This is a genomic window from Xanthomonas campestris pv. badrii (assembly GCF_012848175.1).
Lineage (GTDB): Bacteria > Pseudomonadota > Gammaproteobacteria > Xanthomonadales > Xanthomonadaceae > Xanthomonas > Xanthomonas campestris_C.
The window spans coordinates 3167841-3189675 of the sequence record NZ_CP051651.1 but is presented as its reverse complement, the minus strand read 5'-3'; the positions used below and the strand labels follow the sequence as shown (position 1 = coordinate 3189675).

Genomic DNA, 21835 nt, shown 5'->3' with positions numbered 1-21835 from the left:
AGGGGTCGGATTTTCCACATTCATCCGGATGGAGAGATATTATCGCGTTGTTCAGGCCTGTGCGAGATGGCACAGTGCGCGCATGCCGGTATCAGCTGATATCCGGAACGCATGAGCCTGCCCCCCGAACCTGCCGTGGAGAAGTCGATGAAGTTGCTGCCGTCCTGCCTGTTTGCCGCCGTGCTGGCCCTGAGCGCCTGCGCGACCACGCCTGCCAGCGCACCGGCCGCGACCACCGCCAGCCTGCAGGGCGATGCGGCGCGGCCGGCTGCGGCGCACGGTTGGGTGCGTAGCGAACTGTACTTCGGCGTAGGCGAGGAAACCGGCCCGGCGGACCGCCCGCAGACCCGCACCATCGGCCAGGCGCAGTGGCGCGCATTCCTGGACAAGGAGGTGACCCCGCGCTTCCCGGACGGGCTGACCGTGTTCGATGCCTACGGCCAGTGGCTGTTTCGCGGCGCCAGGGAGCCGAACCGGCTGGGCACCAAGGTGCTGGTGATCCTGCATGAAGACACCCCGCAGCGGCGCAACGACATCGAGGCGATCCGGCTGGCCTGGAAGCAGGCCACCGGGCACCAGTCGGTGCTGTGGTCGCGGCAGCCGGTGGAGGTGTCGTTCTGAGCGATGCGGCGAACATGGCTGCGCGGTCGGCGACTCCGCAGGACGAATCTTTGCCGGCGCCGCAGTGCGCGCGCTGCCGACGTTCCATCCGTAGTGGATAGGTGCGCAGTCCCCGTCGGGTAGGGGGCACATGCGGGAATGTCCGGACTGCATCGCGCAGACGTGACCGTACAGGGCGCCTGGCGCGGCAAGGCGCTGGCTGTGTTGGCGCGCTGCACCTACTCGGTCCGGCGTGTGCCGCCGTAGTCACGGTGCGCGGGTGGCGCGCGCTTCTATTGCGGAGATTGTGGGCGCCGGTAGCAGCGTACCTCCCATCGCCCCTGCTTGCTGCTCAGGAAGCAGTCGAATCCGGAAAGGTCTCGCTCTTCGGCGAACCGCTGAGCAGCGGCCAAAGAGTCGAAGCTGCGCTGCTCATCGGCGGTGTCTTGTCGGCGCAGGAAAATCACCGCCAGCAGTGCTGGTAGCGCAAGGCTTGCCAACGCAAGGCGCTTGGGTGCATTCGAGAAAATGACCAGACTCTTCGCCTTACCGTTGGCAAGCACTGGGTCATAGTCATGTGTATTTCCGGTACATGTAGGGCATGCCCGCCTGATCGAGATAGCGCTTGCTCAAATAAACGAATGTATTGGCGTTCTTGGTCCTGATCCCCGCCAGATTTCGTAACGCGGGATCAAACGATACTTCCTCGCAATTTTCTGCTTCCATCTGCCTGCGCAGCCGTGGTAGATCGAATTCATTGCTGTTGAAGACATGATCGACCAATGGGAGCGTCTCCAGTGCGATCAGATCGAACAGCGTGGTCGGCGACTTCTTCGGGAAAACGCGCGCGTAGCAAAGGAAGCGGGGGATCAGTGCCGGTATTCCGTTGCGAAGTTGCATTGCGCAAGCGCGCAGCTTGTTCAATTCGGTGCGGTCGATGCTGCGGTTCACCGAATTGCGCAGCGTAATCGACATATCAAACCGATTGCAGCCATCCTGGTCGTTGAACAGAATCCGGCTCGCTGCGGCGAAGATCGAGCCGCTGGCCTGGTATTGGACCAATAGATCCGAGGAAGCAGATTGATCCAGGGTCTGAGCAAGCGCTGAGCCACTTTGCGCTTCGTCCTCTACGCTGTAGATCTCACCGCCCAGTAGCTCCTGCAAGGGATATTTGACCAGACGTTGAAAGGTCTCCACAGTCAATCGAGATGACGCGATGATGTCCTCGTTCATAGGCAACCGCTTTGTGATCGTGTGCGTTGCGATGATCGCGCAATTGCCTGGAGACAGGGCGATGCCATTGCCAGTTCGTGATCAGAGCCTACTTTTGCCAAACGCACGTTTTTGTGGGGTGCCCGGGTGCGATACATGCGGACGTGGTGATTCGACTGATCCGGGTAAGCAATACTCGACTGTCGTGTGGGGGTGGACTGCGGCTACCATCGCCTGTCCACCCACGTCTTGCAGACCCCATGCCCGCTCCCTCTTCGCGTCCTGCGGCCTCGCCGCGCTGGTTCGTCGCCGGCGACCTCAATGGCTTCTTCGGCCTGGTGGTCGACAATCTCTCCATCCTGGGCTTCATTGCGATGGCGCTGGTGGGCATCTTCCAGTTTCCCGCCGAGGTGGTGTTCGGGCGCATGTTCCCCGGCACCGCGTTCGGGGTGCTGGTGGGCAACCTGCTCTACACCTTGATGGCGCGGCGGCTGGCCGCCCGCACCGGGCGCGACGACGTCACTGCGATGCCGCTGGGCCTGGATGCGCCCACCAGCATCGGCATGGCGCTGCTGGTGCTGGGCCCGGCGTTTGCCGGCTTCAAGGCACAAGGGCTGGACCCGCAGGCGGCGGCGATCGCCACCTGGAAGCTCGGCATGGCCGCACTGGTGGTGATGGGCCTGCTCAAGCTGGTGCTGTCGTTCGTGGGCGAGGCGGTGACCCGGGCGCTGCCGCGTGCGGCGCTGCTCGGCTCCATCGCCGGCATCGCGCTGGTGTTGATGGGATTGCTGCCGCTGCTGGAAACCTTGCGCTCGCCGGTGGCCGGCTTCGTCACCTTGGGCCTGCTGCTGTACGTGCTGCTGGCCAAGGGCCGCTTGCCGACCAAGCTGCCGGGCGTGTTGGTGGCCTTCGTGATCGGCACTGCGCTGTATTACGGGCTTGGCCTGGCCGGGCTGGGCGCGCCGGGCTTCGCCGTGCCGGCCTGGACGGCGCCGCAGATCGTGCTGCCGCTGCCGAACCTGGGGTTCATCGATGGATTACCGGCCACGGTGGCGTATCTGCCATTGCTGCTGCCCTTCGGCCTGTTGATGGTGGTGGGCGGCATCAATGTCAGCGAAAGCGCGCGCGCAGCCGGCGACGATTACCGCACCCGCGACATCCTGCTGGTGGAAGCCTTTGCCACAGTGGTGGCCGGCGTCTGCGGCGGCGTGGCGCAGACCACGCCCTACATCGGCCAGCCCGCGTACAAGCACATGGGCGCGCGCTCGGGCTACACGCTGCTGACCGGTCTGTTCGTCGGCATCGGCGGCATGCTGGGCATCATCAGCGGGTTGGTGCAGTGGCTGCCGCTGGCGGTGCTGGCGCCGATCATCGTGTATGTGTCCATCGACATCACCACCCAGGCGTTCCAGGCCACGCCCCGGCAACATGCCGGCGCCATGGTGCTGGGGTTCCTGCCCTCGGTGGCGTACCTGCTGACCATCAAGGCGCCGGGCTGGATCGCGCCGGATCAACTGGTGGCGCTGACCACGCGGGTGGATGGACATGGCCTGCCGGAACTGGCGGTGATCTTTGCGCTGGGCAACGGCTTCATCATCACGGCGATGCTGTGGATCGCCACGGTGGCGGCGATGATCGATGGCCGGTTGCGGCGCGGCGCAGGGTTTTTGTTGGTCGCCGCAGGGCTGACCCTGTTCGGGTTGATCCACTCGGTAGACCCGCGCGGTGGCATCTATCTGCCCTGGTCGCTGCACGGGCTGGCGCGGGTGATCAGCTGGCAGTTCGTCGGCGCCTATGTCGCGCTGGCAGTGACCTTGTTACTGCTGTCGCTGCTGCCGGCGCGCAAGCAGGCTGTGCAATGACGCGCCACTCATGCGCGCTGCAGTGGTTGCTTGGCGCTGCATTGGTACTGGGTGCCAGCGGTGCGTGGGCAGCCTCGTTCGACTGCACGCGGGCGAGCACACCGGTAGAAAAACGCCTGTGTGCGGTGCCGGCGCTTGGCCGGCTGGACGAGCAGCTGGATGAGCGTTACCGGGAGCTGGTGCAGACCACGCCGCGCGCTGCAGTGGCCGGCGTGCGCGATCAGCAACGCGCCTGGCTGCGGCAGCGCAATGCCTGCGCGCAGGACGCCAAGCCGGACGACTGTCTGCAGCGCAGCCTCACCACCAGGACCGATGTGCTGACCAAGGCCCTCACCGCCCAGCAACAGGTACTGGACCGCAGCATCGCCAGCATTCCCGCCGCGCCTGCCGAGGCGGCGCGCCAGTTGCAGGCGTACGACGCGCCGCTGGCATCGGCGTGGCTGGCGTATCTGCATCGGTTCGTGCCGGCCGCCGGCGTGGATGGCGCACTGGCGACGGCGCGCTTCGATAGCGCGCGCAAGGCCTTGCGCACGGTCGACGATTTTGCCGCTTCGCTGCTGGACGATGCCCGGGCAGGCCCTGATGCGCAGGATCCGAACAAGGTGCTCCTGCTGCTGCGCATGTGGATCGAGCGCGATGGCAGCGGCAACCGCCCCTATGTGCATTGCTTCATCTTCGCCGCGTTGGGCGAGCCGGCGTACGAGGCATTCGGGCCGTTGTACGGATCCACACGCGATTCGTTCGCCCCGGTCTGCGAGGCGCCGGGCGGGCTGTTCGCGCTGCCCGGCTGGAAGCAGCTGGACGATGGTTTCGATTCCTTGATCGAAGCCCTGGGCAAGGACGCCGGCACCATCCGCTATGCCAGCTACGCCGAGTGGGGGGTGATTGCGCTGCGTGCATCGGTGTCGCCGCTGCTGTATCTGCAACCGGCCTTGCGCAAGCGCTACGGAGATGACCCGGACAAGGCGATTGCCGCCTGGAGCGGCGATGGCAGTGGTTGGCCCGCCGCAGCGCGCAAGGCGGTACGCGCGTTACTGCCAAAGGTGCGCGCAGAGACCGCCGCATGGCTGGTGCGCGAAAAGCGCTTGCCGGAAAAACAGGCCAAGGAGGCGGCCGCTGCGATCGTGGCGGCGTGGGTGAATGCGCGGCTGAACTTCGCCGGTTGAAGGCAGGGCGAATGGCACCTGGTGCTTCGCACCATGCGCCATTGCTTCGGATTGCACGGTAGAACGCGTGTTGGGATGCCTGCCTGAGCGCGGACGGTCCGCGCGTTCGGACGGAGCGCCCCTGCGGGATTGGCGAGAGGTTTAAGGCGCTCATGCGCATTGCGTCGCCATGCGCGCGATCGATGAATGCGCTGCGGCGGCAGATCGATGGAACCCTTGCAACATCTGATGGTCATAGTCCAGGTGTTGTTGTCGATGCAAGGAGTTCCATGATGCAAACCAAGCCGTCGCGCTGGCCGTGGCTAGTGGCCGTGCCATTGATTGTCGGCGCCGCCTGGTGGCTGTTCAGCGGGCCACGCGAGACATCGGGCGCGCTACCTGCACCCGTCAGCCAGACCGCCAGCGCGGTGGCTGCTGCGGTCGCTCCATCGCCTCCCACCCCCGCCGCGCCGCGACATCCGGTGCAGGCGCCATCGGCCGATGCCGCCGATGCTGCAATTCCCGCATTGGCGCAGAGCGATGACGCCGCATGGCAGGCGCTGCTGGATCTGGTGCCCGACGACGCAGCGCTGTCGCTCGTGTTGCGGCCGCACCTGATCGAGCGCGTGGTCGTCATGATCGACAACCTCACCCAGCCCAGCATCAGCCGCCGCGCCTCGGTGCTGCAGCTGGTCCCGGGCGAACTGCAGGTGACGCCTGCTGCAGATCGCACCGTCATCGATCACGCCAATGCCAGCCGCTATGCACCGTATGTCGCCGCATTCACCGCCGTGGATGCGCAGGCAATGGCGCGCAGCTATGTGCGCTTCTACCCGCTGTTTCAGCAGGCCTACGCCAACCTGGGCGCACCGGACCGTTATTTCAACGACCGCGTGATCGATGTGATCGACCACCTGTTGCGCACGCCGGACCCAACGCAGCCGGTGGCGGTGGTGCGCGATGCGCGTGGCCGCTATCGCTTCGTGGACCCGGCATTGGAAGGATTGTCGGTCGGGCAGAAGGCCATCGTGCGGCTGGGGCCGCAGCAGGCGTCGGCAGTGAAGGCGCAACTGCAGCGCATTCGTGCGGCCTTGTTGCAGACGCGCTGATTCAGAGCGGCTAACAGAACGTAGCGAGCAGTCGTCAGGTGGGTGTGGGCGGGGCGCAGGAACCGGAGTGTACGAGTGGTACATGCCGATTCCGAGCATCGACCGCGCCCGCCTGACGGCTGCGCAGTAGTTTTTGTTAGCCGCTCTTGGCGTCCGGCCGTGGATCCGACCTGCGGCCTGCGGTCATGCAGGCGCGTCTGTGGCCGCATGTGGAATCGGCTGCAGCGCTGTTTGCAGGCAAAGCGCCATCGCTCAGCTGGACATGCGATTGGCATGCTCGCAGCCCGCCAGGCGCATCGTGCCAGCCGCTGCTTGGCCGCTGACGCGACGGCCGGGTACTGCCGCATGCACTCCCTGCCAGCGCCTACGCCGCATCGAGCTCCGGGTAGTGGCGGAAGATGCCGCTGGTGTTGAACGCCACGCGCCGTTCGGAGGCGAGGTAGGCGGCGATCCGTGGGCGTGCTGCCACGCGCTGCTGTACGGCGCGCAGACCCGGGATGTCGGTCGCCAATGTCGCCATCCGCTTCGGGAACATGTAGTCCAGCCCGCTGAGTAGCTGAAACAACGACAGATCCACATACGAGTGCAGGCCCAACGCACAGGTCCCACCAGCCTGCTGCACCACCTGCTCGAAATGGCCGAGAAACTTGGGCAGACGGTTGTCGCGCAGGTCCTTGGCACGCTTGGCGGCTTCGGCCTTCTGGTCCTCGTAGTACAGGCCGGTCGCGATCGGATGATGGGTGTCGTGCACCTCGGCCACCAGATCGGCAATGGTCATTTGCAGTTGCAGCGCCTGCAGGCGCTGCGCCTCGTCATCGGGGACCAGCTGCAGCGACGGACCCAGAAAATGCAAGATCGCTGCCACCTGCGCCACCACCACATCGCCTGCCTGCAGGAAGGGCGGGGCAAACGGTTGCGCGCCCGGCTGCTCGCCTTCCAGGAAGGGAGCCATGACGTCGTCGCCCTCGACACGCGCCACATCGGTGTACGCGGCACCGGCATCTTCCAGGGCCAGGCGCACGAATTCGCCGCGGCCCTGCAGGCCGGTCCAGTAATAGAGCTGATAGTGCATGCGCGACTCCGAAGAGGGTGGCACTGCAGCGTAGGAAAGGCGTGGCTAGGCGGGCGTGATCGAGGTGTCAGCAGCCTGTGACCCAGCGGTGTCGTGCGGCTGCGCCAACAGCCAAGCCAGCTTGCGTGCGCGCGGTTGCCGCTTGAGTGTGCACTCGGCGCGCGAGGCACTGGCACGGTCCGGATACGGGTGGCTGGCCAGCAATTGCAACGGCGGGTTGGCGCGTGTGTAACGCGCACCGGTGCCACGCAGATGCGCCTGAAAGCGCCGCTCCAGGTCGTTGGTGATGCCGGCGTAATAGCTGCCATTGCGACACAGCAGCAGATAGAGATACCAGGGCTTGGGCGCATCCATCCGCGCATTATCGCCCTTCGGTGAAGCATGCGCTGCGTTCGCGGCGGTGACTGGCCGGCGGCGCCTGCGGCCGACTCCGCGCTGCCGGAGTGAATCAGCACCCAAACACACCGGATCCGCAGCGTGGACCCGGCACTGATCGAGATGGCGCGCAACTACGGCCTGTGCGGGCCGGCCGAGGCCTGCGCGCTGGCCGATCGCATCGTGGTGATCGAGCACGGCCAGGTCGGCCTGGAGGTGGACGTGCCGGTGGCGCACCCGCGCACGTCCGGCATGCCGGCGCTGGCGGCGACCCAGGCGCAGGTGCTCTCGCGCCTGTTGGGCAGCGGGGCGGGGGAGGCACCGATGTCGGCCGCGGAGCAGGGCGCCGTAACACCTGCCGCTTCGGCGCGGGCGGGGGGGCCGCTGCGGCGGATCGGCTAGCGCGCTCTGCCACTGGCAAGCCACCGCGCACTGCGTGCGCAGCGGCAACCGCGGCTGCCGGGCACAGCTCTGGCTGCCGGCGGCCAGCATCTTCGTGTCGCAGCACACCTTGAAACGCCGCCTGGAAACCGCATCTGCTCGGTATCGCCGGACTTGCCGGCCACCCGTTCAGAGGAATCCCCATGCGGATGGACAAACTCACTTCGCGGTTCCAGCAGGCACTGGCCGACGCACAGTCGCTGGCCGTGGGACGCGACCACAACATCATCGAACCGGTGCACGTACTGGCCGCGCTGCTAGACCAAAGTGGCGGCAGCACGCGCCCGTTGCTGTCGCAAGCCGGCGTCAACGTGCCGCTGCTGCGCGAGCGCCTCGGCGAAGCGCTGGAGACGCTGCCCAAGGTGTCCGGCCAGGAAGGCAACCTGTCGATCGGCAACGATCTCAATCGCCTGCTCAACCAGACCGACAAGCTCGCCCAGCAGCACGGCGATGCCTTCATCGCCAGTGAGTGGTTCGTGCTGGCCGCTGCCGACGATGCCAGCCCGCTGGGCGTGGCGCTGCGTGCGGCCGGGGGCGACAAGAAGAAGATCGAAGCGGCCATCGACAAGCTGCGCGGCGGCGAAACCGTGCAATCGGAAAATGCCGAGGAACAGCGCCAGGCGCTGGAGAAATACACCATCGATCTGACGGCGCGCGCCGAGAGCGGCAAGCTCGATCCGGTGATCGGCCGCGATGAAGAAATCCGCCGCACCATCCAGGTGTTGCAGCGGCGCACCAAGAACAACCCGGTGCTGATCGGCGAACCCGGCGTCGGCAAGACCGCCATTGTCGAAGGCCTGGCCCAGCGCATCATCAACGGCGAAGTGCCCGAAGGGCTGCGCGGCAAGCGCGTGCTGTCGCTGGACATGGGCGCGCTGATCGCCGGCGCCAAGTTCCGCGGCGAATTCGAAGAACGCCTCAAGGCTGTGCTCAGCGACCTGTCCAAGAACGAAGGCCAGATCATCCTGTTCATCGATGAGCTGCACACCATGGTTGGCGCGGGCAAGGCCGATGGCGCGATGGACGCTGGCAACATGCTCAAGCCGGCACTGGCGCGCGGCGAGCTGCATTGCATCGGTGCCACCACGCTGGACGAATACCGCAAGTACATCGAAAAGGATGCCGCGCTGGAGCGCCGCTTCCAGAAGGTGTTCGTGGGCGAGCCGACGGTGGAGGACACCATCGCGATCCTGCGTGGGCTGAAGGAACGCTACGCCGTGCATCACGGCGTGGAGATCACCGACCCGGCGATCGTGGCGGCGGCTACGCTATCCAACCGCTACATCACCGACCGCCAGCTGCCGGACAAGGCCATCGACCTGATGGACGAAGCCGCATCGCGCATCCGCATGGAGATCGACTCCAAGCCGGAGGAACTTGATCGCCTGGAGCGCCGCCTGATCCAGCTCAAGATCCAGCGCGAGATGCTGAAGAAGGAAAAGGACGAAGCCTCGCGGCAGCGCCTGGCCGACCTGGAAAGCGACATCGACAAGCTCGAACGCGAGTTCTCCGATCTCAACGAGGTGTGGAAGTCGGAGAAGGCCGCGCTGCAGGGCACCACCAAGATCAAGGAGCAGATCGAGCACGCCAAGCTGGAGCTGGAAGCCGCACAGCGCCGCCAGGACTACGCCAAGATGAGCGAGATCCAGTACGGGGTGCTGCCGCAGCTGGAAAAGCAGATGCTGCTGGCCAACGAAGTGGAGCACCACGACTTCAAGCTGGTGCAGGACCGCGTGACTGCCGAGGAAATCGCCGAGGTGGTGTCGCGCTGGACCGGTATTCCGGTCAACAAGATGCTCGAAGGCGAGCGCGACAAATTGCTGCGCATGGAAGATGAGCTGCATCACCGCGTGGTTGGCCAGAACGAGGCGATCAAGGTGGTGTCCGATGCGGTGCGCCGCTCGCGTGCCGGGCTGTCCGATCCCAATCGTCCCAGCGGCTCGTTCCTGTTCCTGGGTCCCACCGGCGTGGGCAAGACCGAGCTGTGCAAGGCGCTGGCCGATTTCCTGTTCGACAGCACCGAGGCGATGATCCGCATCGACATGAGCGAGTTCATGGAGAAGCACTCGGTCGCGCGGCTGATCGGTGCACCTCCGGGCTACGTGGGCTACGAGGAGGGCGGCTATCTGACCGAGGCGGTGCGTCGTCGCCCGTATTCGCTGATCCTGCTGGACGAGGTGGAAAAGGCGCACGCCGATGTCTTCAACATCCTGTTGCAGGTGCTCGACGATGGCCGCCTGACCGATGGCCAGGGCCGCACCGTGGATTTCCGCAATACCGTCATCGTGATGACTTCCAACCTGGGCTCGCATCAGATCCAGGAACTGTCCGGCGACGATAGTGCCGAGGCCTATACGCAGATGAAGGCGGCGGTGATGGGCGTGGTGCAGGCGCATTTCCGCCCGGAGTTCATCAACCGGCTGGACGACATCGTGGTGTTCCATCCGCTGGACAAGGCGCAGATCAAGTCGATCGCGCGTATCCAGCTGCAGGGCCTGGAAAAACGCCTGGCCGAGCGCGGCCTCAAGCTGGACCTGGACGATGCCGCGCTGGATCTGCTCGGCAATGTCGGCTTCGACCCGGTGTATGGCGCGCGCCCGCTCAAGCGCGCGATCCAGTCGCAGGTGGAAAACCCGTTGGCCCAGCAGATCCTGTCGGGCCAATACGCCAGCGGCGAGACCGTGCGGGTGCGCAGCGACGGCGGGCGGCTGGCGTTTACGAAGGGCTGAGAGTTGGTCATGGGCGTGCGTCGCATCGGCATAGATGAGTGATGTATCAAACGGGCACTGCGCAGGTAGTGCCCGTTTGCGTTATGCGGACGGGCGCGGCGCATCAGTTGTGCTTACAACGCGGTGGCATGAGGTCATCACCACTGCTTTGGGAAGGAACCAGCGGTCGCGGCTATCTTCGGCGTTCTTTCCGAGAGCGAGCCGTGCCATGACCGATCCGCAGTGGAAATCCGAGACCATCGCCGTACACGGGGGCTATCGTCCCGATCCCACCACGCGCGCGGTGGCCGTGCCGATCTACCAGACCGTGGCCTATGCCTTCGACGATACCCAGCACGGCGCTGATCTGTTCGACCTGAAGGTGCAGGGCAATATCTACAGCCGCATCATGAACCCCACCAACGATGTGCTGGAGCAGCGCGTGGCCGCGCTGGAAGGCGGCATCGGGGCGCTGGCGCTGGCATCGGGGCAGGCCGCGGTGACCTATGCGATCCAGACCATCGCCGAGGCGGGCGACAACATCGTGTCGTCCAGCGCGTTGTATGGCGGTACCTACAATCTGTTCGCGCATACGCTGCCGCAGTTCGGCATCAGCACGCGGTTTGCCGACTATCGCGACCCGCAGGCGTTTGCCGGCCTGATCGACGACCGCACCAAGGCAGTGTTCGTCGAGTCGATCGGCAACCCGCGTGGCAATATCACCGACATCGAAGCCGTTGCCGCGGTCGCGCATGCGCACGGCGTGCCGCTGATCGTGGACAACACCGTGGCCACGCCGTCGCTACTGCGGCCGATCGACTTCGGTGCCGACATCGTGGTGCATTCGTTGACCAAGTACCTGGGCGGGCACGGCAACAGCATCGGTGGTGCGATCGTGGACAGCGGGCGCTTTCCGTGGGCCGCACACAAGGCGCGCTTCCCGCGCCTCAACGAGCCGGATGTGAGCTACCACGGCGTGGTGTATACCGAGGCGCTGGGCGAGGCCGCCTACATCGGCCGCGCGCGAGTGGTGCCGCTGCGCAATACCGGTGCGGCGTTGTCGCCGTTCAATGCGTTCCTGATCCTGCAAGGCATCGAGACCTTGCCGTTGCGCATGGAGCGCATCAATGCCAATACGTTGGCGATTGCCCGCTACCTGCAGCAGCATGCGCGCGTTGCCTGGGTCAATTACGCGGCGCTGCCCGATCACCCCGAGCACGCGCTGGCGCAGAAGTACCTGGGCGGGCACGGCTCGGGCGTGCTGACCTTCGGGTTGCCCGGTGGGCGCGCGGCCGGTGCACGGTTTCTGGATGCGCTGCAGCTGTTTACCCGGCTGGTGAATATCGGCGATGCCAAGTCGCTGGCCACGCACCCGGCATCCACCACGCACCGCCAGCTCGGGCCGGCCGAACTGGAGCATGCCGGGGTGAGCGAAGACACCGTGCGGTTGTCGATCGGGATCGAACATATCGATGATCTGCTGGCGGATCTGGAGCAGGCGCTGCAGGGGGCGTGAGGTTTTCAGCCATCTTCATAAGCAAGAACGGGGAGCCCCTCTCCCTGCGGCAGTGGGATTGGGTGAGGGTACGGCGAAGCACGATGCCTGTCGGTACTGGCTTCGGCAGGGGCGGCAGCGCGGCCGGGGACTGGCTCCTCGGCTCGGTCAGACATCCTGTCTGACTCGCCGCCGCGGCACATCCATGTGCCGCTCTGCGCCAATCCCCAGCCACGCAGCCGCCTCGGCACGTCGCTTCCATGACCCGGAAATCTTCAACACGCCGATGAATCACGGCTTGAAGCCCCTCTCCCCGCGGGAGAGGGGTTGGGGTGAGGGTACGGGGGCGAAGCCCACTCGTCTGTGAGAGATGAAGCTCGGTGGCGGACATGCGTGCAACCCAGCATGCTGCTTCCATGTATCGCGAGGCTTCGTACCCTCATCCTGCGCTGCGAGCCACCTTCTCCCGCATGAGGGAGGACAATGTCCCGGCGGGAGAAGGAATTGGCACCCCCTTGGTAGGCGCGTGGCGACGCTCTGCGCCTGGCCGGTTGCCGCGCACCGCCCAAGGCGCCGCCGCCAATCCTGCTACCATGCGCGCCCCTGAGGTGACTGCCGGCTGGCCGGTGGTTTAAACGGGAATCCGGTGCGCGCCTCGCCTTGGCGCGGCGCAAGTCCGGAGCTGCCCCCGCAACGGTGGGCGAGACAAGGGTCCGCAGGTAACGCCACTGTGCTGTGCATGGGAAGGCGCGGATCCGGGAAGCAACCACGCTTCCGCTCGCAAGCCCGGAGACCGGCCTTTAGGGATTGACCCGGCACGCGGTGGGCGTGGCCCTGTGCATCTGGTGCTCGCGCGCCGGACGCCTGGCCCGTTGCTGCCTGCCGACCCCATTGCCCCCGCGCGGGTAGGCGCGGTTCCAGGAGCAGCAGTCGATGTCCGTTTCTTCCGTTTTGCCGTCTCGCGCCGTGCTGGCCGTGGGGTTGTCGCTGTGCGTGGCCAACCTGGCCCAGGCCGAGGCCGCCATCGATCTCGACGAAGTGGTGGTCACCGCCTCGCGCACCGCGCAGACCCAGGACCAGACGCTGGCGCCGGTCACCGTGATCGACCGCGCGCAGATCGAGCGTCGCCAGGTCACCGCGTTGCAGGACCTGCTGCGTGGCGAAGCCGGCGTGTCGCTGGCCAATAACGGCGGCCCGGGCAAGGCGACCTCGTTGTTCCTGCGCGGCACCGAGTCGGATCATCTGGTGGTGCTGATCGACGGCGTGCGCATCGGCTCGGCCACATCTGGTGGCGCGGCGCTGCAGGACCTGCCGATCGAGCAGATCGAGCGCATCGAAATCGTGCGTGGGCCGTTTTCCAGCCTGTACGGCTCCGAGGCATTGGGCGGGGTGATCCAGATCTTTACCCGTCGCCCGCAAGGCAGCTTCGTGCCCACGCTCAGCGTGGCGGCCGGCAGCGACAATGCGCGCCGTTATGGCGCCGGTGTCGCCGGGCGCAGCCAGGGCGATCCGAGCGAGGCCGGCGGCTGGTATTCGGTCAACGCCGTGCATGACCAAACCGATGGCATCAATGCGTATCTGGATACCAGCTCCAGCGCCTACGATCCGGACCGCGACGGCTATCGCAACGATTCATTGAGCATGCAGGGCGGCTGGCGCTTCAACCGGCAGTGGGATGCCGATGTGCATGCGTTGCGTACGCAGAGCCGCAACGAATACGACGGCTCGGCCTTCGGCGGCAACCTGGGCAAGGGCGTGCAGCAGGCCGTGGGCGGGCGCGTGCGCTATGCGCCCAGCGACGTGCTCAAATTCACCGCCAGCCTGGGGAGCAGCGCCGATCTGAGCGATAGCTATTACGACGGCGCGTACCTGTCCACCTACGACACGCGCCGCAAGCAGGGCTCGCTGCAGGCCGACATCACCACCGCACCCGGCCTGCTCACGGTCGGCTTCGACTGGCAGCGCGATGCCATCGCCAGCAGCGACAGCTACGATGCCGACAGCCGGATCGACCGCGCCGCGTTTGCGCAGTGGCAGCAGAGCTTTGGCAGCCAGTCGCTGCAGGCCAGCCTGCGGCGCAACGACAACAGCCAGTTCGGCGGCAAGACCACCGGCAGCCTGCTGTGGGGCTGGGATGTTGCCGAGCATCTGCGCCTGACCGCCAGCTATGGCACCGCGTTCAAGGCACCCACCTTCAACGAGCTGTACTACCCCGATTTCGGCAATCCGCTGCTGGGGCCGGAAACCTCCAACAGTGCCGAGCTGGGCTTGCGTGGCAGCTACGACTGGGGGGTGTGGACGCTCAATGCGTTCCAGACCCGCATCGACGATCTGATTGCCTACGATGCGGGGCTGGTGGATGCCACCCATCCGTTCGGGCAGCCGAACAACATCGACCAGGCGCGCATCCGCGGTGTGGAAGCCGGCTACGACACCGAGCTGGCCGGCTGGACCCTGCGCAGCGCGCTGACCTGGCTGCAGCCGCAGGCCGATGGCGAGGTCGATCATGGTAACTGGTTGCCGCGGCGCGCACGGCAGAGCGGGCGGATCGATGCCGACCGCAGCTTCGGCGCGTTCGGCGTGGGCGCGAGCCTGTTCGGGTCGGGCAAGCGCTACGACGACCTGGCCAATACCGAGCAACTGGCCGGCTACGGCTTGCTGGATCTGCGCGTGAGCTATGCGGTGAACGCAGACTTGAAGGTGCAGTTCACCGCCAACAATGTGTTCGACCGCCAGTACGAAACCGCACGCTGGTACGCACAGCCGGGACGCAACTACCTGCTGACCTTCCGCTACCAGCCGACCCGGTGAAACGCGCTTGGCACAGCGCGGATCGCCGATGCAGCCAGGCGGCCGGTGTCGACCGGTCGCAGCGAGGAGCCCACTTGGTTGTTCTTGAGCAATACCGATGACACCACTTTCCCGCACCGCCAGACGCAACCTGCTCATCGCCCTGATGCTGGCGATGACGGCCACCCGCTTTCATCACGTCGGCGATTGGCTGCATCTGCCGGATGCCTCGATGGCGGTGTTCTTTCTCGGTGGCCTGGCGCTGCGTCGGCATACGGCGTTTTCGCTGTTGCTGGGACTGGCGGTGCTGATCGACTGGGCCGCGGTATCGCTGGCCGGCGTCAGCGACTTCTGCATCACCGCCGCCTACGCCGCGCTGCCGCTGGCCTATGCCGTGCTGTGGTACGCCGGCCGTGCGTTCCAGGCGCGGCTTGCACCTGCGGCGATGTCGCTGTGCGCGGCCTGGGCGCTGGGGGTCGCGGCTGCAGCGGTATCGTTCCTGATCTCCAATGGCGCGTTCTACTGGTTGGGCGGGCGCTACGCCGACCCGCACTGGGCGCATTACCTGCAGCGCGCATGGCAGTGGGGCCCGCTGTTCGTGCGTACCACCGCGCTGTATCTGGCGCTGGTCGGTGCATGGTGCCTGCTGCGTTGGCGCGCGCTGCGCAGTGTCACCGAGCCGGTCACACCACTGGAACTGTCATGACGGCGACAGCGCAGGCAATCGCACCGGCAGGTGCGAGGTTGTACGGCGGTGCGGCATGGGCCTGCGGCATTGCCCTGGTATTGCTGATGGTCGGTGCCCACGGGCAACCTGTCGCAGGCGCTGACATCCTGCCCAGCGCACCGTGGGCGGTGTTCTTTCCGGTCATCGCCTTCGCATCGATCGCAACACGGCGCAGCCTCGCTGCGCTTCCAATGATGGGAGAACGCGCATGAATTCCCCCGAGCACGACGACGCGCATTATCGGCAACGCGCGCAACGCAAGAAGGAACTGGTGGACCGGCGCATCGCGCGCGCAGTGATCGATCGCGGTGTGCTGCTAGTCAACACCGGCAACGGCAAGGGCAAGAGTTCGTCCGGCTTCGGCATGCTGGCGCGCTCGCTCGGGCATGGCCTGCACTGCGGCGTGGTGCAGTTCATCAAGGGCACCTTCTCCACTGGCGAAGAGGCATTCTTTCGCCGTTTTCCCGATCTGCTGGACTACCACGTGATGGGCGAAGGCTTCACCTGGGAAACCCAGGACCGCAACGTGGACATCGCCGCCGCGCAGGCGGCCTGGCAGCTGGCGCGCGGCATGCTGGCCGATGCACGCTACGACTTCGTGCTGCTGGACGAACTCAATATCGCCTTGGTGAAGGACTACGTTGCGTTGGACGAGGTACTGGCCGCGGTGGCTGCGCGTCCGCCCGGTCAGCACGTGGTGATCACCGGACGCGGAGCGCCCGCCGGCCTGATCGAGGTGGCAGACACGGTCACCGAGATGCGGCTGGTCAAACATGCCTTCAACGCCGGCATCAAGGCGCAGCTCGGCATCGAGCTGTAGGCATGCGTGCGCGCGGGTTGCCCGGCGGTGGGCTGACGTGTGGCATGCGGTTGGGCCGCGCGTGATGCTGCTGCTGACGGCCGCCGCAGCAGTGCTGCTGGACCTGCTGCTGGGCGAGCCGCGGCGTGCGCATCCGCTGGTGCTGTTCGGCCGCTGGGCGCAGCGCATCGAGCAACGCCTGCACCGTGACCACCGCAGCGCCGGGGTGCTGGCGTGGTGTGTCACGGTGCTGCCGTGGACGCTGGTGGCCGCAGGGCTGCAGGCGCTGTTGTGGTGGTGGTCGGCCTGGGCAGCGGCCGGATTTGCCGCCGTGGTGCTGTACCTGGCGCTGGGATTGCGCAGCCTGGGCGAACACGCGCAACCGGTGATCGCTGCGTTGCAGGCCGACGACCTGCCGGCAGCGCGCGCGGCAGTGGCCCGCGTCGTCAGCCGCGATACCGCCGCGCTGGATGCCACGCAGGTGGCCGCGGCCGCGACCGAATCGGTGCTGGAGAACGGCAGCGATGCCGTATTCGCCGCATTGTTCTGGGGAGTGCTGCTGGGTGCGCCGGGCGCGGTGCTGTACCGGCTGTCCAATACGCTGGATGCGATGTGGGGCTATCGCACGCCGCGCTACGCCAGCTTCGGCTGGGCGGCGGCACGCATCGACGATGTGCTCAACTGGTTGCCGGCACGCCTGACCGCAGTGACCTACGCCGCGCTCGGCGCAACGCATGCGGGCCTGCGCTGCGCCTGGCACCAGGGCCGCGGCTGGAAAAGCCCGAATGCCGGGCCGGTGATGGCCGCCGGTGCCGGCGCGCTGCGCGTGCGCCTGGGTGGCCCGGCGCCGTATCACGGCCAGTGGCAGCCACGTCCCGTCTTGGGCGAGGGCGCTCCGGCCAGCGCCGACAGCGTGCGCCGCGCGCTGCTGCTGGTGCGCGCAGGCGTGCTGCTCTGGTTGCTGCTCGGCGCCTTGTCGATGGCACTGGTGATGCAAGGATCGCAGCCGGTGCCGACCGCCACACTGGCTGTGCAGTGCGCGGCTGTGCAGCGCACGATGGCGACCGGTCGCGGCGCCATGTCCTTCCCTTTGGAGCACCGCATGCTTGAACACGGAGGCCGGTTGCGCCGCGCCGCGCAAACCTATGCGATCCCGCTGGCGCACTGGCTGGACCTGTCCACCGGTGTGAGCCCGTTTGCCTGGCCGGTGCCGGCGATTCCGGCGCCGGTGTGGCAGCGCCTGCCCGAAGCCGACGACGGCCTGGCCGCAACCGCGGCGGCCTACTACGGCGCGCCGCAGGTGCTGCCGGTGGCCGGCTCGCAGGCGGCGATCCAGGCGCTGCCGCTGTTGCGTGGTCGCGGCCGTGTGGGCGTGCTCGCGCCGGGCTATGCCGAACATGCGCACGCCTGGCGGCGCGCCGGCCACACCGTGGTGCCGCTGCCGGCAGCGGCTTTGCTGCAGGCGGCCGATACCTTCGATGTGGTGGTGCTGATCCATCCCAATAATCCGTGCGCGGACAGCTTCGATCGCGAAGTGCTGTTGCAGCTGCATGCGCGGATGGCGGCGCGTGGCGGCTGGCTGGTGATCGACGAGGCCTTCATGGATGCAACCCCGCATGCGAGCGTGTGCGCGCAGACGCAGCAACCCGGCCTGGTGGTGCTGCGCTCGGTCGGCAAGTTCTTCGGCATGGCCGGCGCGCGGGCCGGCTTCGTGTGCGCGCATGCGCCGCTGCTGGACGCCTTGCGCGAACAGCTGGGGCCATGGTCCGTGAGCGGGCCCACCCGCTGGGCCGTGCAGCAGGCCCTGGCCGATACCGCCTAGCACGTACAGGCACGCGCGCAACTGCACGCCGCATCGCAGCGGCTGGCGCAGTTGCTGCGTCGCCACGGTATCGTGCCGTCGGCCGGCACCGCGTTTTTTCAGTGGTGCGAACGCGCCGATGCGCAGGCCCTGCACGTGGCGCTGGCAAGACGCGGCATTCTGACCCGGCTGTTCGATACCCCGGCCAGCCTGCGCTTCGGCCTGCCGCCCGATGCGGCCGGCGAGGCGCGCCTGGACGCGGCGCTGCGCGAGCTGCTGGCATGAGCGCGCGCGTGCTGATGGTGCAGGGCTGCACTTCCGACGCCGGCAAGAGCACGCTGGTGGCCGCGCTATGCCGCTGGCTGCACCGCCAGGGCGTGGCAGTGGCGCCGTTCAAGCCGCAGAACATGGCACTCAATTCTGCAGTCACCGTCGATGGCGGCGAGATCGGCCGTGCGCAGGCCGTGCAGGCACAGGCCTGCGGGCTGGAGCCGCACACCGACTTCAACCCGGTGCTGCTCAAACCCAACAGCGACACCGGTGCGCAGGTGATCGTGCACGGGCGGGCGGTGGCCACGCTGGATGCGGTGGGCTATCACGCCTACAAGTCCACCGCGCTCAGCGCCGTGCTGGCCTCGCACGCCCGCCTGGCCGCGCGCTTCGAGGTGGTATTGGTGGAAGGCGCCGGCAGCCCGGCCGAGATCAACCTGCGCGCCAACGACATCGCCAACATGGGCTATGCCGAGGCAGTGGATTGCCCGGTCCTGCTGATCGCCGACATCGACCGCGGCGGCGTGCATCGCGCATCACCGCAGCCGGCGCCCGCCGCAGTGGCAGTGCGTGGAAGAACCCGTTGCGCTGGCGGCCACCCTGCAGGCGCTGGCGGCGCCGCAGCGCTGCGTGCTGGTGGATTGCCTGACCCTGTGGCTGAGCAACCTGCTGGGTCACCCGGATGCGGATGCCTTCGCGCGCGAGCGCGCGGCACTGCTGGCCACGCTGCCGCAGCTGCCGGGGCAGATCGTGCTGGTCAGCAACGAGGTGGGGCAAGGCATCGTGCCGCTGGGCGAACTCACGCGGCGTTTTGTCGACGAGGCCGGCTGGCTGCACCAGGCATTGGCGCTACAGTGCGAGCGGGTGGTGTTCGTGGTGGCGGGCTTGCCGATGGTGTTGAAGGGAGAGCGATGATGAGCAGCGACTGGATCTTTGCCGCATGCGCGGTGCCGGACGCACGCGCGCGTGCAGCGGCGCTGGCACGGCAGGAACAACTGACCAAGCCGCACGGTGCGCTGGGCCGGCTCGAGCAGCTGGCGGTGCAGCTGGCGGCCTGGCAGCGCAACGAGCAGCCGGTGGTGCAGCGGATCTGGATCGCGGTGTATGCCGCCGACCACGGCGTCGCGGCCGAAGGCGTGTCTGCGTTCCCGCAGGCAGTGACCGGTGAGATGGTGCGCAACTTCGCCCGTGGCGGTGCGGCGATTTCGGTGCTGGCGCGCGAACTCGGTGCGCGGCTGGAGGTGGTGAACCTGGGCGTGGTCAACGACCCGGGCGAGCTGCCGCGTGTGCGCCGCGCCTGGATCGCGCCTTCCAGCGCCAATATCTGCGAGCAACCGGCGATGACGCCCAGCCAGCTGCGCGACGCGCTCGCCGCGGGTGCCCAGAGCATTGCGCAGGCACGCAGCTGCGATACGCAGCTGTTCGTGGGCGGCGAGATGGGCATCGGCAACACCACCGCGGCCGCCGCGCTGGGCTGCGCGCTGTTATCGCAGTTTCCGCAGGCGATGGCCGGCGCCGGGACCGGGCTGGATGCCGAAGGCATCGCACATAAGGCCACCGTGATCACCCGCGCGCTGGCGCTGCACGCCGATGCCGCCACCCCGCTGGAGCGCCTGCGCCGGCTCGGCGGTTTCGAGATTGCCGCCCTGGTGGGCGCCTACATCGCTGCCGCGCAGGCCGGCATTCCGGTGCTGGTGGATGGCTTCATCACCACCGCCGCGGCGCTGGTGGCCACCCGTCTCAATCCCGGCGTGCGGCAGTGGCTGCTGTTCGGGCACCGCTCGCACGAACGCGGCCACACCGCCTTGCTGCGCGCGCTGGATGCCGAACCGCTGCTGCAGCTGGACCTGCGCCTGGGCGAAGCCAGCGGCGCGGCGGTGGCGATTCCGCTGCTGCGCAGCGCCTGCGCCCTGCACAACGGCATGGCCACCTTTGCCGAAGCAGGGGTCTCCGACGCATGAGCGCGCAGATCACCTTGCTGCGGCATGGCGATACCGGCCAGCGCAGCTATCGCGGCCAGCTCGACGACCCGCTCACCGCGCTGGGATGGCAGCAGTTGCGCGCAGCCACCGCCGATGGCGGGTGGGAGGTGGTGGTGGCCTCCACGTTGCAGCGCTGCGCAGCGTTTGCCGCTGAACTCGCCAGCACGCGCGGCTTGCCGCTGCAGCTGGAGCCGCGGCTGCGCGAATACCACTTCGGCCGCTGGCAGGGCGTGCCGGTGGCCGATATCGATCGCGACGAAGGACCAGCGCTGGGCCGCTTCTGGGCCGACCCGCTGCGCCATCCGCCGCCGCAGGCCGAACCGTTTACCGACTTCTGCACGCGCCTGTCGGCCGCGCTCGATGCCATCCTCGCCCGTTACCCGGCACAGCGCGTGCTGGTGGTCACCCACGGCGGCGCCATCCGCGCCTTGCAGTGCCTGGTCGCCGGGACTGGTTTCGGCCGGATGACCGAACTGGCAGTGCCGCATGCGTCGCTGCATCCGCTGGCCTGGCCGCCGACCGACGCGGCTGGCGCCCTGAGATCGCCGGTCTCATCCACGGCATTGCCGCCGGCGCACGCCACCGAATGATCGACGGGTTGCTGGCGGCGATCGGGTTCCTGACCCGCATCCCGGTGCCCGCCCGGGTGTTCACGCGCGCAGGCGCGCAGGCGCGCTCGCTGTGCTGGTACCCGCTGGTGGGCGTGTTGCTGGGTGGGGTGGTGTGCGGGGTGGCCTGGTGCCTGCGCGAGGTTGCGCCGTTGCTGGGCGCAGCGCTGCTGTTGAGCGCCTGGGTATGGCTGACCGGCGCGTTGCATCTGGATGGCCTGGCCGACACCACCGATGCCTGGGTCGGCGGCATGGGCGAGCGCGCACGCACACTGGCGATCATGAAGGACCCCACCAGCGGCCCGATGGCAGTCACCGCAGTGGTGCTGGTGTTGCTGCTCAAATGCGCCGCCTTGGCCAGCCTGCTGACGCAGGCGCCGGACACGCTATGGCTGGCGCCGCTACTGGCGCGCAGCGCGCTGGTTGCCGCGTTCGTGAGCACGCCATATGTGCGCGCTGGCGGGCTGGGCAGCACGCTGTCGGGCGCACCACGTGTGGGCCTGTGGCTGGCGCTGAGCGCCGGCACCGCAGTGTGCAGCGTTGCCGGCCTGGCCATCGCGGCGTTGAGCATCGGCATCGCCGCACTGGTATTCGCACTCTGGCGCCGCGCCTGCCTGCAGCGTCTGGGTGGCATGACCGGCGATACCTGCGGCGCATTGGTGGAATTGACCGAAACGGCCGTGCTGGTGACGCTGGCGCTGTGGTCGGGTTGAACACGCAGGCGCTGCAGCTGACGCAATCGGCCTGCCGACGGATGGACCCCGGCCCGCGCATCGTTCGCGCCTGCGCAGCGGCCGTGGGCGCTGCGACCATCGACATCCGTCAGCGTGTGTGGCCTG

At 67.4% G+C, this 21835-nt stretch carries 16 protein-coding genes, 2 other RNA genes, 5 pseudogenes and 1 riboswitch; of the genes and pseudogenes, 18 read left to right on the top strand and 5 right to left on the bottom strand.

Features of this window, described 5'->3' with window-relative positions:
- The first annotated feature begins 147 nt into the window (after positions 1–147).
- Positions 148–621, top strand: coding sequence for a DUF3574 domain-containing protein (locus tag HG421_RS13460; protein ID WP_169708192.1), 474 nt, complete (start codon positions 148–150; stop codon positions 619–621).
- Positions 622–893: 272 nt separating this feature from the next.
- On the opposite strand, the gene HG421_RS13455 is transcribed toward HG421_RS13460, so the two are convergent.
- Positions 894–1163, bottom strand: coding sequence for a hypothetical protein (locus tag HG421_RS13455; RefSeq protein WP_169706804.1), 270 nt, complete (start codon positions 1161–1163; stop codon positions 894–896).
- Positions 1164–1173: 10 nt separating this feature from the next.
- Positions 1174–1833, bottom strand: a complete 660-nt coding sequence (locus tag HG421_RS13450) for a hypothetical protein (protein WP_169706803.1) — start codon at positions 1831–1833, stop codon at positions 1174–1176.
- A 239-nt stretch (positions 1834–2072) separates the two neighbouring features.
- On the opposite strand from HG421_RS13450, the gene HG421_RS13445 reads away from it, so the two are divergent.
- The 3 genes from HG421_RS13445 to HG421_RS13435 all read left to right on the top strand — a co-directional run bounded on the left by HG421_RS13445 (position 2073) and on the right by HG421_RS13435 (position 5928).
- A complete protein-coding gene (locus HG421_RS13445; protein ID WP_169706802.1) occupies positions 2073–3674 on the top strand; it encodes a hypothetical protein in 1602 nt (533 codons plus the stop codon).
- Positions 3671–4840, top strand: a complete 1170-nt coding sequence (locus HG421_RS13440; RefSeq protein ID WP_169706801.1) for a lysozyme inhibitor LprI family protein — start codon at positions 3671–3673, stop codon at positions 4838–4840. Before HG421_RS13445 ends, HG421_RS13440 begins: the two co-directional genes overlap by 4 nt.
- Before the next feature lie 272 nt (positions 4841–5112).
- Positions 5113–5928, top strand: a complete 816-nt coding sequence (locus HG421_RS13435) for a DUF3014 domain-containing protein (RefSeq protein ID WP_169706800.1) — start codon at positions 5113–5115, stop codon at positions 5926–5928.
- A gap of 8 nt (positions 5929–5936) precedes the next feature.
- Here the strand turns inward: HG421_RS13435 and HG421_RS13430 are convergent.
- A non-coding RNA gene (locus HG421_RS13430) (sX9 sRNA) lies at positions 5937–6012 on the bottom strand.
- Between HG421_RS13430 and HG421_RS13425 the strand changes: the two genes are divergently transcribed.
- Positions 5996–6070, top strand: a non-coding RNA gene (locus tag HG421_RS13425) — sX9 sRNA. The genes HG421_RS13430 and HG421_RS13425 overlap by 17 nt on opposite strands.
- A gap of 222 nt (positions 6071–6292) precedes the next feature.
- Here the strand turns inward: HG421_RS13425 and HG421_RS13420 are convergent.
- Positions 6293–7000 carry a glutathione S-transferase gene (locus HG421_RS13420; RefSeq protein ID WP_169706799.1) on the bottom strand — a complete coding sequence of 236 codons (708 nt, stop codon included), beginning with the start codon at positions 6998–7000 and terminating at the stop codon, positions 6293–6295.
- A 45-nt stretch (positions 7001–7045) separates the two neighbouring features.
- The gene (locus HG421_RS13415; protein WP_169706798.1) at positions 7046–7354 is read right to left on the bottom strand and encodes a GIY-YIG nuclease family protein; all 309 of its coding nucleotides are present in this window, start codon (positions 7352–7354) and stop codon (positions 7046–7048) included.
- 177 nt (positions 7355–7531) lie between these two features.
- On the opposite strand from HG421_RS13415, the pseudogene HG421_RS13410 reads away from it, so the two are divergent.
- The 13 genes and pseudogenes from HG421_RS13410 to HG421_RS13350 all read left to right on the top strand — a co-directional run.
- A pseudogene (locus HG421_RS13410) lies at positions 7532–7777 on the top strand (ABC transporter ATP-binding protein); the annotation flags it as partial.
- 182 nt (positions 7778–7959) lie between these two features.
- Entirely contained in the window at positions 7960–10545 is a 2586-nt protein-coding gene (gene clpB / locus HG421_RS13405; RefSeq protein ID WP_169706797.1) for an ATP-dependent chaperone ClpB, read from the top strand.
- A gap of 208 nt (positions 10546–10753) precedes the next feature.
- Positions 10754–12040 (top strand): O-acetylhomoserine aminocarboxypropyltransferase/cysteine synthase family protein, encoded by a 1287-nt coding sequence (locus tag HG421_RS13400; protein ID WP_169706796.1) that lies wholly within the window; start codon positions 10754–10756, stop codon positions 12038–12040.
- Positions 12041–12608: 568 nt separating this feature from the next.
- Positions 12609–12835: riboswitch (cobalamin riboswitch) on the top strand.
- A gap of 117 nt (positions 12836–12952) precedes the next feature.
- Positions 12953–14830: a TonB-dependent vitamin B12 receptor gene (gene btuB / locus HG421_RS13395; RefSeq protein WP_169706795.1), complete on the top strand. Its 1878-nt coding sequence runs from the start codon at positions 12953–12955 to the stop codon at positions 14828–14830.
- A 97-nt stretch (positions 14831–14927) separates the two neighbouring features.
- Positions 14928–15515, top strand: a complete 588-nt coding sequence (locus HG421_RS13390; RefSeq protein ID WP_169706794.1) for a hypothetical protein — start codon at positions 14928–14930, stop codon at positions 15513–15515.
- A gap of 229 nt (positions 15516–15744) precedes the next feature.
- Entirely contained in the window at positions 15745–16356 is a 612-nt protein-coding gene (cobO, locus tag HG421_RS13385; RefSeq protein WP_169706793.1) for a cob(I)yrinic acid a,c-diamide adenosyltransferase, read from the top strand.
- A gap of 64 nt (positions 16357–16420) precedes the next feature.
- Positions 16421–17332 (top strand): annotated as a pseudogene (gene cbiB, locus HG421_RS13380) (adenosylcobinamide-phosphate synthase CbiB); the annotation flags it as partial.
- A 105-nt stretch (positions 17333–17437) separates the two neighbouring features.
- Positions 17438–18421, top strand: a pseudogene (gene cobD / locus HG421_RS13375) (threonine-phosphate decarboxylase CobD).
- Positions 18418–19101 (top strand): annotated as a pseudogene (locus HG421_RS13370) (cobyric acid synthase); the annotation flags it as partial. The pseudogenes cobD and HG421_RS13370, both read left to right, overlap by 4 nt.
- Positions 18992–19321: pseudogene (locus HG421_RS13365) on the top strand (bifunctional adenosylcobinamide kinase/adenosylcobinamide-phosphate guanylyltransferase); the annotation flags it as partial. The pseudogenes HG421_RS13370 and HG421_RS13365, both read left to right, overlap by 110 nt.
- The gene (cobT, locus tag HG421_RS13360) at positions 19321–20367 is read left to right on the top strand and encodes a nicotinate-nucleotide--dimethylbenzimidazole phosphoribosyltransferase (RefSeq protein ID WP_169708190.1); all 1047 of its coding nucleotides are present in this window, start codon (positions 19321–19323) and stop codon (positions 20365–20367) included. The pseudogene HG421_RS13365 and the gene cobT, both read left to right, overlap by 1 nt.
- Positions 20364–20978, top strand: coding sequence for a histidine phosphatase family protein (locus HG421_RS13355; protein WP_169706792.1), 615 nt, complete (start codon positions 20364–20366; stop codon positions 20976–20978). The genes cobT and HG421_RS13355 overlap by 4 nt, the downstream gene beginning before the upstream one ends.
- Positions 20975–21709: an adenosylcobinamide-GDP ribazoletransferase gene (locus tag HG421_RS13350; protein WP_169706791.1), complete on the top strand. Its 735-nt coding sequence runs from the start codon at positions 20975–20977 to the stop codon at positions 21707–21709. Before HG421_RS13355 ends, HG421_RS13350 begins: the two co-directional genes overlap by 4 nt.
- Positions 21710–21835: the final 126 nt, after the last annotated feature.

What these genes read in the sequence shown, in the direction of transcription:
- HG421_RS13450 (WP_169706803.1), bottom strand. Translation starts at nt 1,833, where the DNA reads ATGAACGAGGACATCATCGCGTCATCTCGATTGACTGTGGAGACCTTT.
- HG421_RS13390 (WP_169706794.1), top strand. Translation starts at nt 14,928, where the DNA reads ATGACACCACTTTCCCGCACCGCCAGACGCAACCTGCTCATCGCCCTG.
- HG421_RS13415 (WP_169706798.1), bottom strand. Translation starts at nt 7,354, where the DNA reads ATGGATGCGCCCAAGCCCTGGTATCTCTATCTGCTGCTGTGTCGCAAT.
- cobO (WP_169706793.1), top strand. Translation starts at nt 15,745, where the DNA reads ATGAATTCCCCCGAGCACGACGACGCGCATTATCGGCAACGCGCGCAA.
- clpB (WP_169706797.1), top strand. Translation starts at nt 7,960, where the DNA reads ATGCGGATGGACAAACTCACTTCGCGGTTCCAGCAGGCACTGGCCGAC.
- HG421_RS13435 (WP_169706800.1), top strand. Translation starts at nt 5,113, where the DNA reads ATGCAAACCAAGCCGTCGCGCTGGCCGTGGCTAGTGGCCGTGCCATTG.
- HG421_RS13440 (WP_169706801.1), top strand. Translation starts at nt 3,671, where the DNA reads ATGACGCGCCACTCATGCGCGCTGCAGTGGTTGCTTGGCGCTGCATTG.
- HG421_RS13420 (WP_169706799.1), bottom strand. Translation starts at nt 7,000, where the DNA reads ATGCACTATCAGCTCTATTACTGGACCGGCCTGCAGGGCCGCGGCGAA.
- btuB (WP_169706795.1), top strand. Translation starts at nt 12,953, where the DNA reads ATGTCCGTTTCTTCCGTTTTGCCGTCTCGCGCCGTGCTGGCCGTGGGG.
- HG421_RS13445 (WP_169706802.1), top strand. Translation starts at nt 2,073, where the DNA reads ATGCCCGCTCCCTCTTCGCGTCCTGCGGCCTCGCCGCGCTGGTTCGTC.
- HG421_RS13460 (WP_169708192.1), top strand. Translation starts at nt 148, where the DNA reads ATGAAGTTGCTGCCGTCCTGCCTGTTTGCCGCCGTGCTGGCCCTGAGC.
- HG421_RS13350 (WP_169706791.1), top strand. Translation starts at nt 20,975, where the DNA reads ATGATCGACGGGTTGCTGGCGGCGATCGGGTTCCTGACCCGCATCCCG.
- cobT (WP_169708190.1), top strand. Translation starts at nt 19,321, where the DNA reads ATGAGCAGCGACTGGATCTTTGCCGCATGCGCGGTGCCGGACGCACGC.
- HG421_RS13400 (WP_169706796.1), top strand. Translation starts at nt 10,754, where the DNA reads ATGACCGATCCGCAGTGGAAATCCGAGACCATCGCCGTACACGGGGGC.
- HG421_RS13355 (WP_169706792.1), top strand. Translation starts at nt 20,364, where the DNA reads ATGAGCGCGCAGATCACCTTGCTGCGGCATGGCGATACCGGCCAGCGC.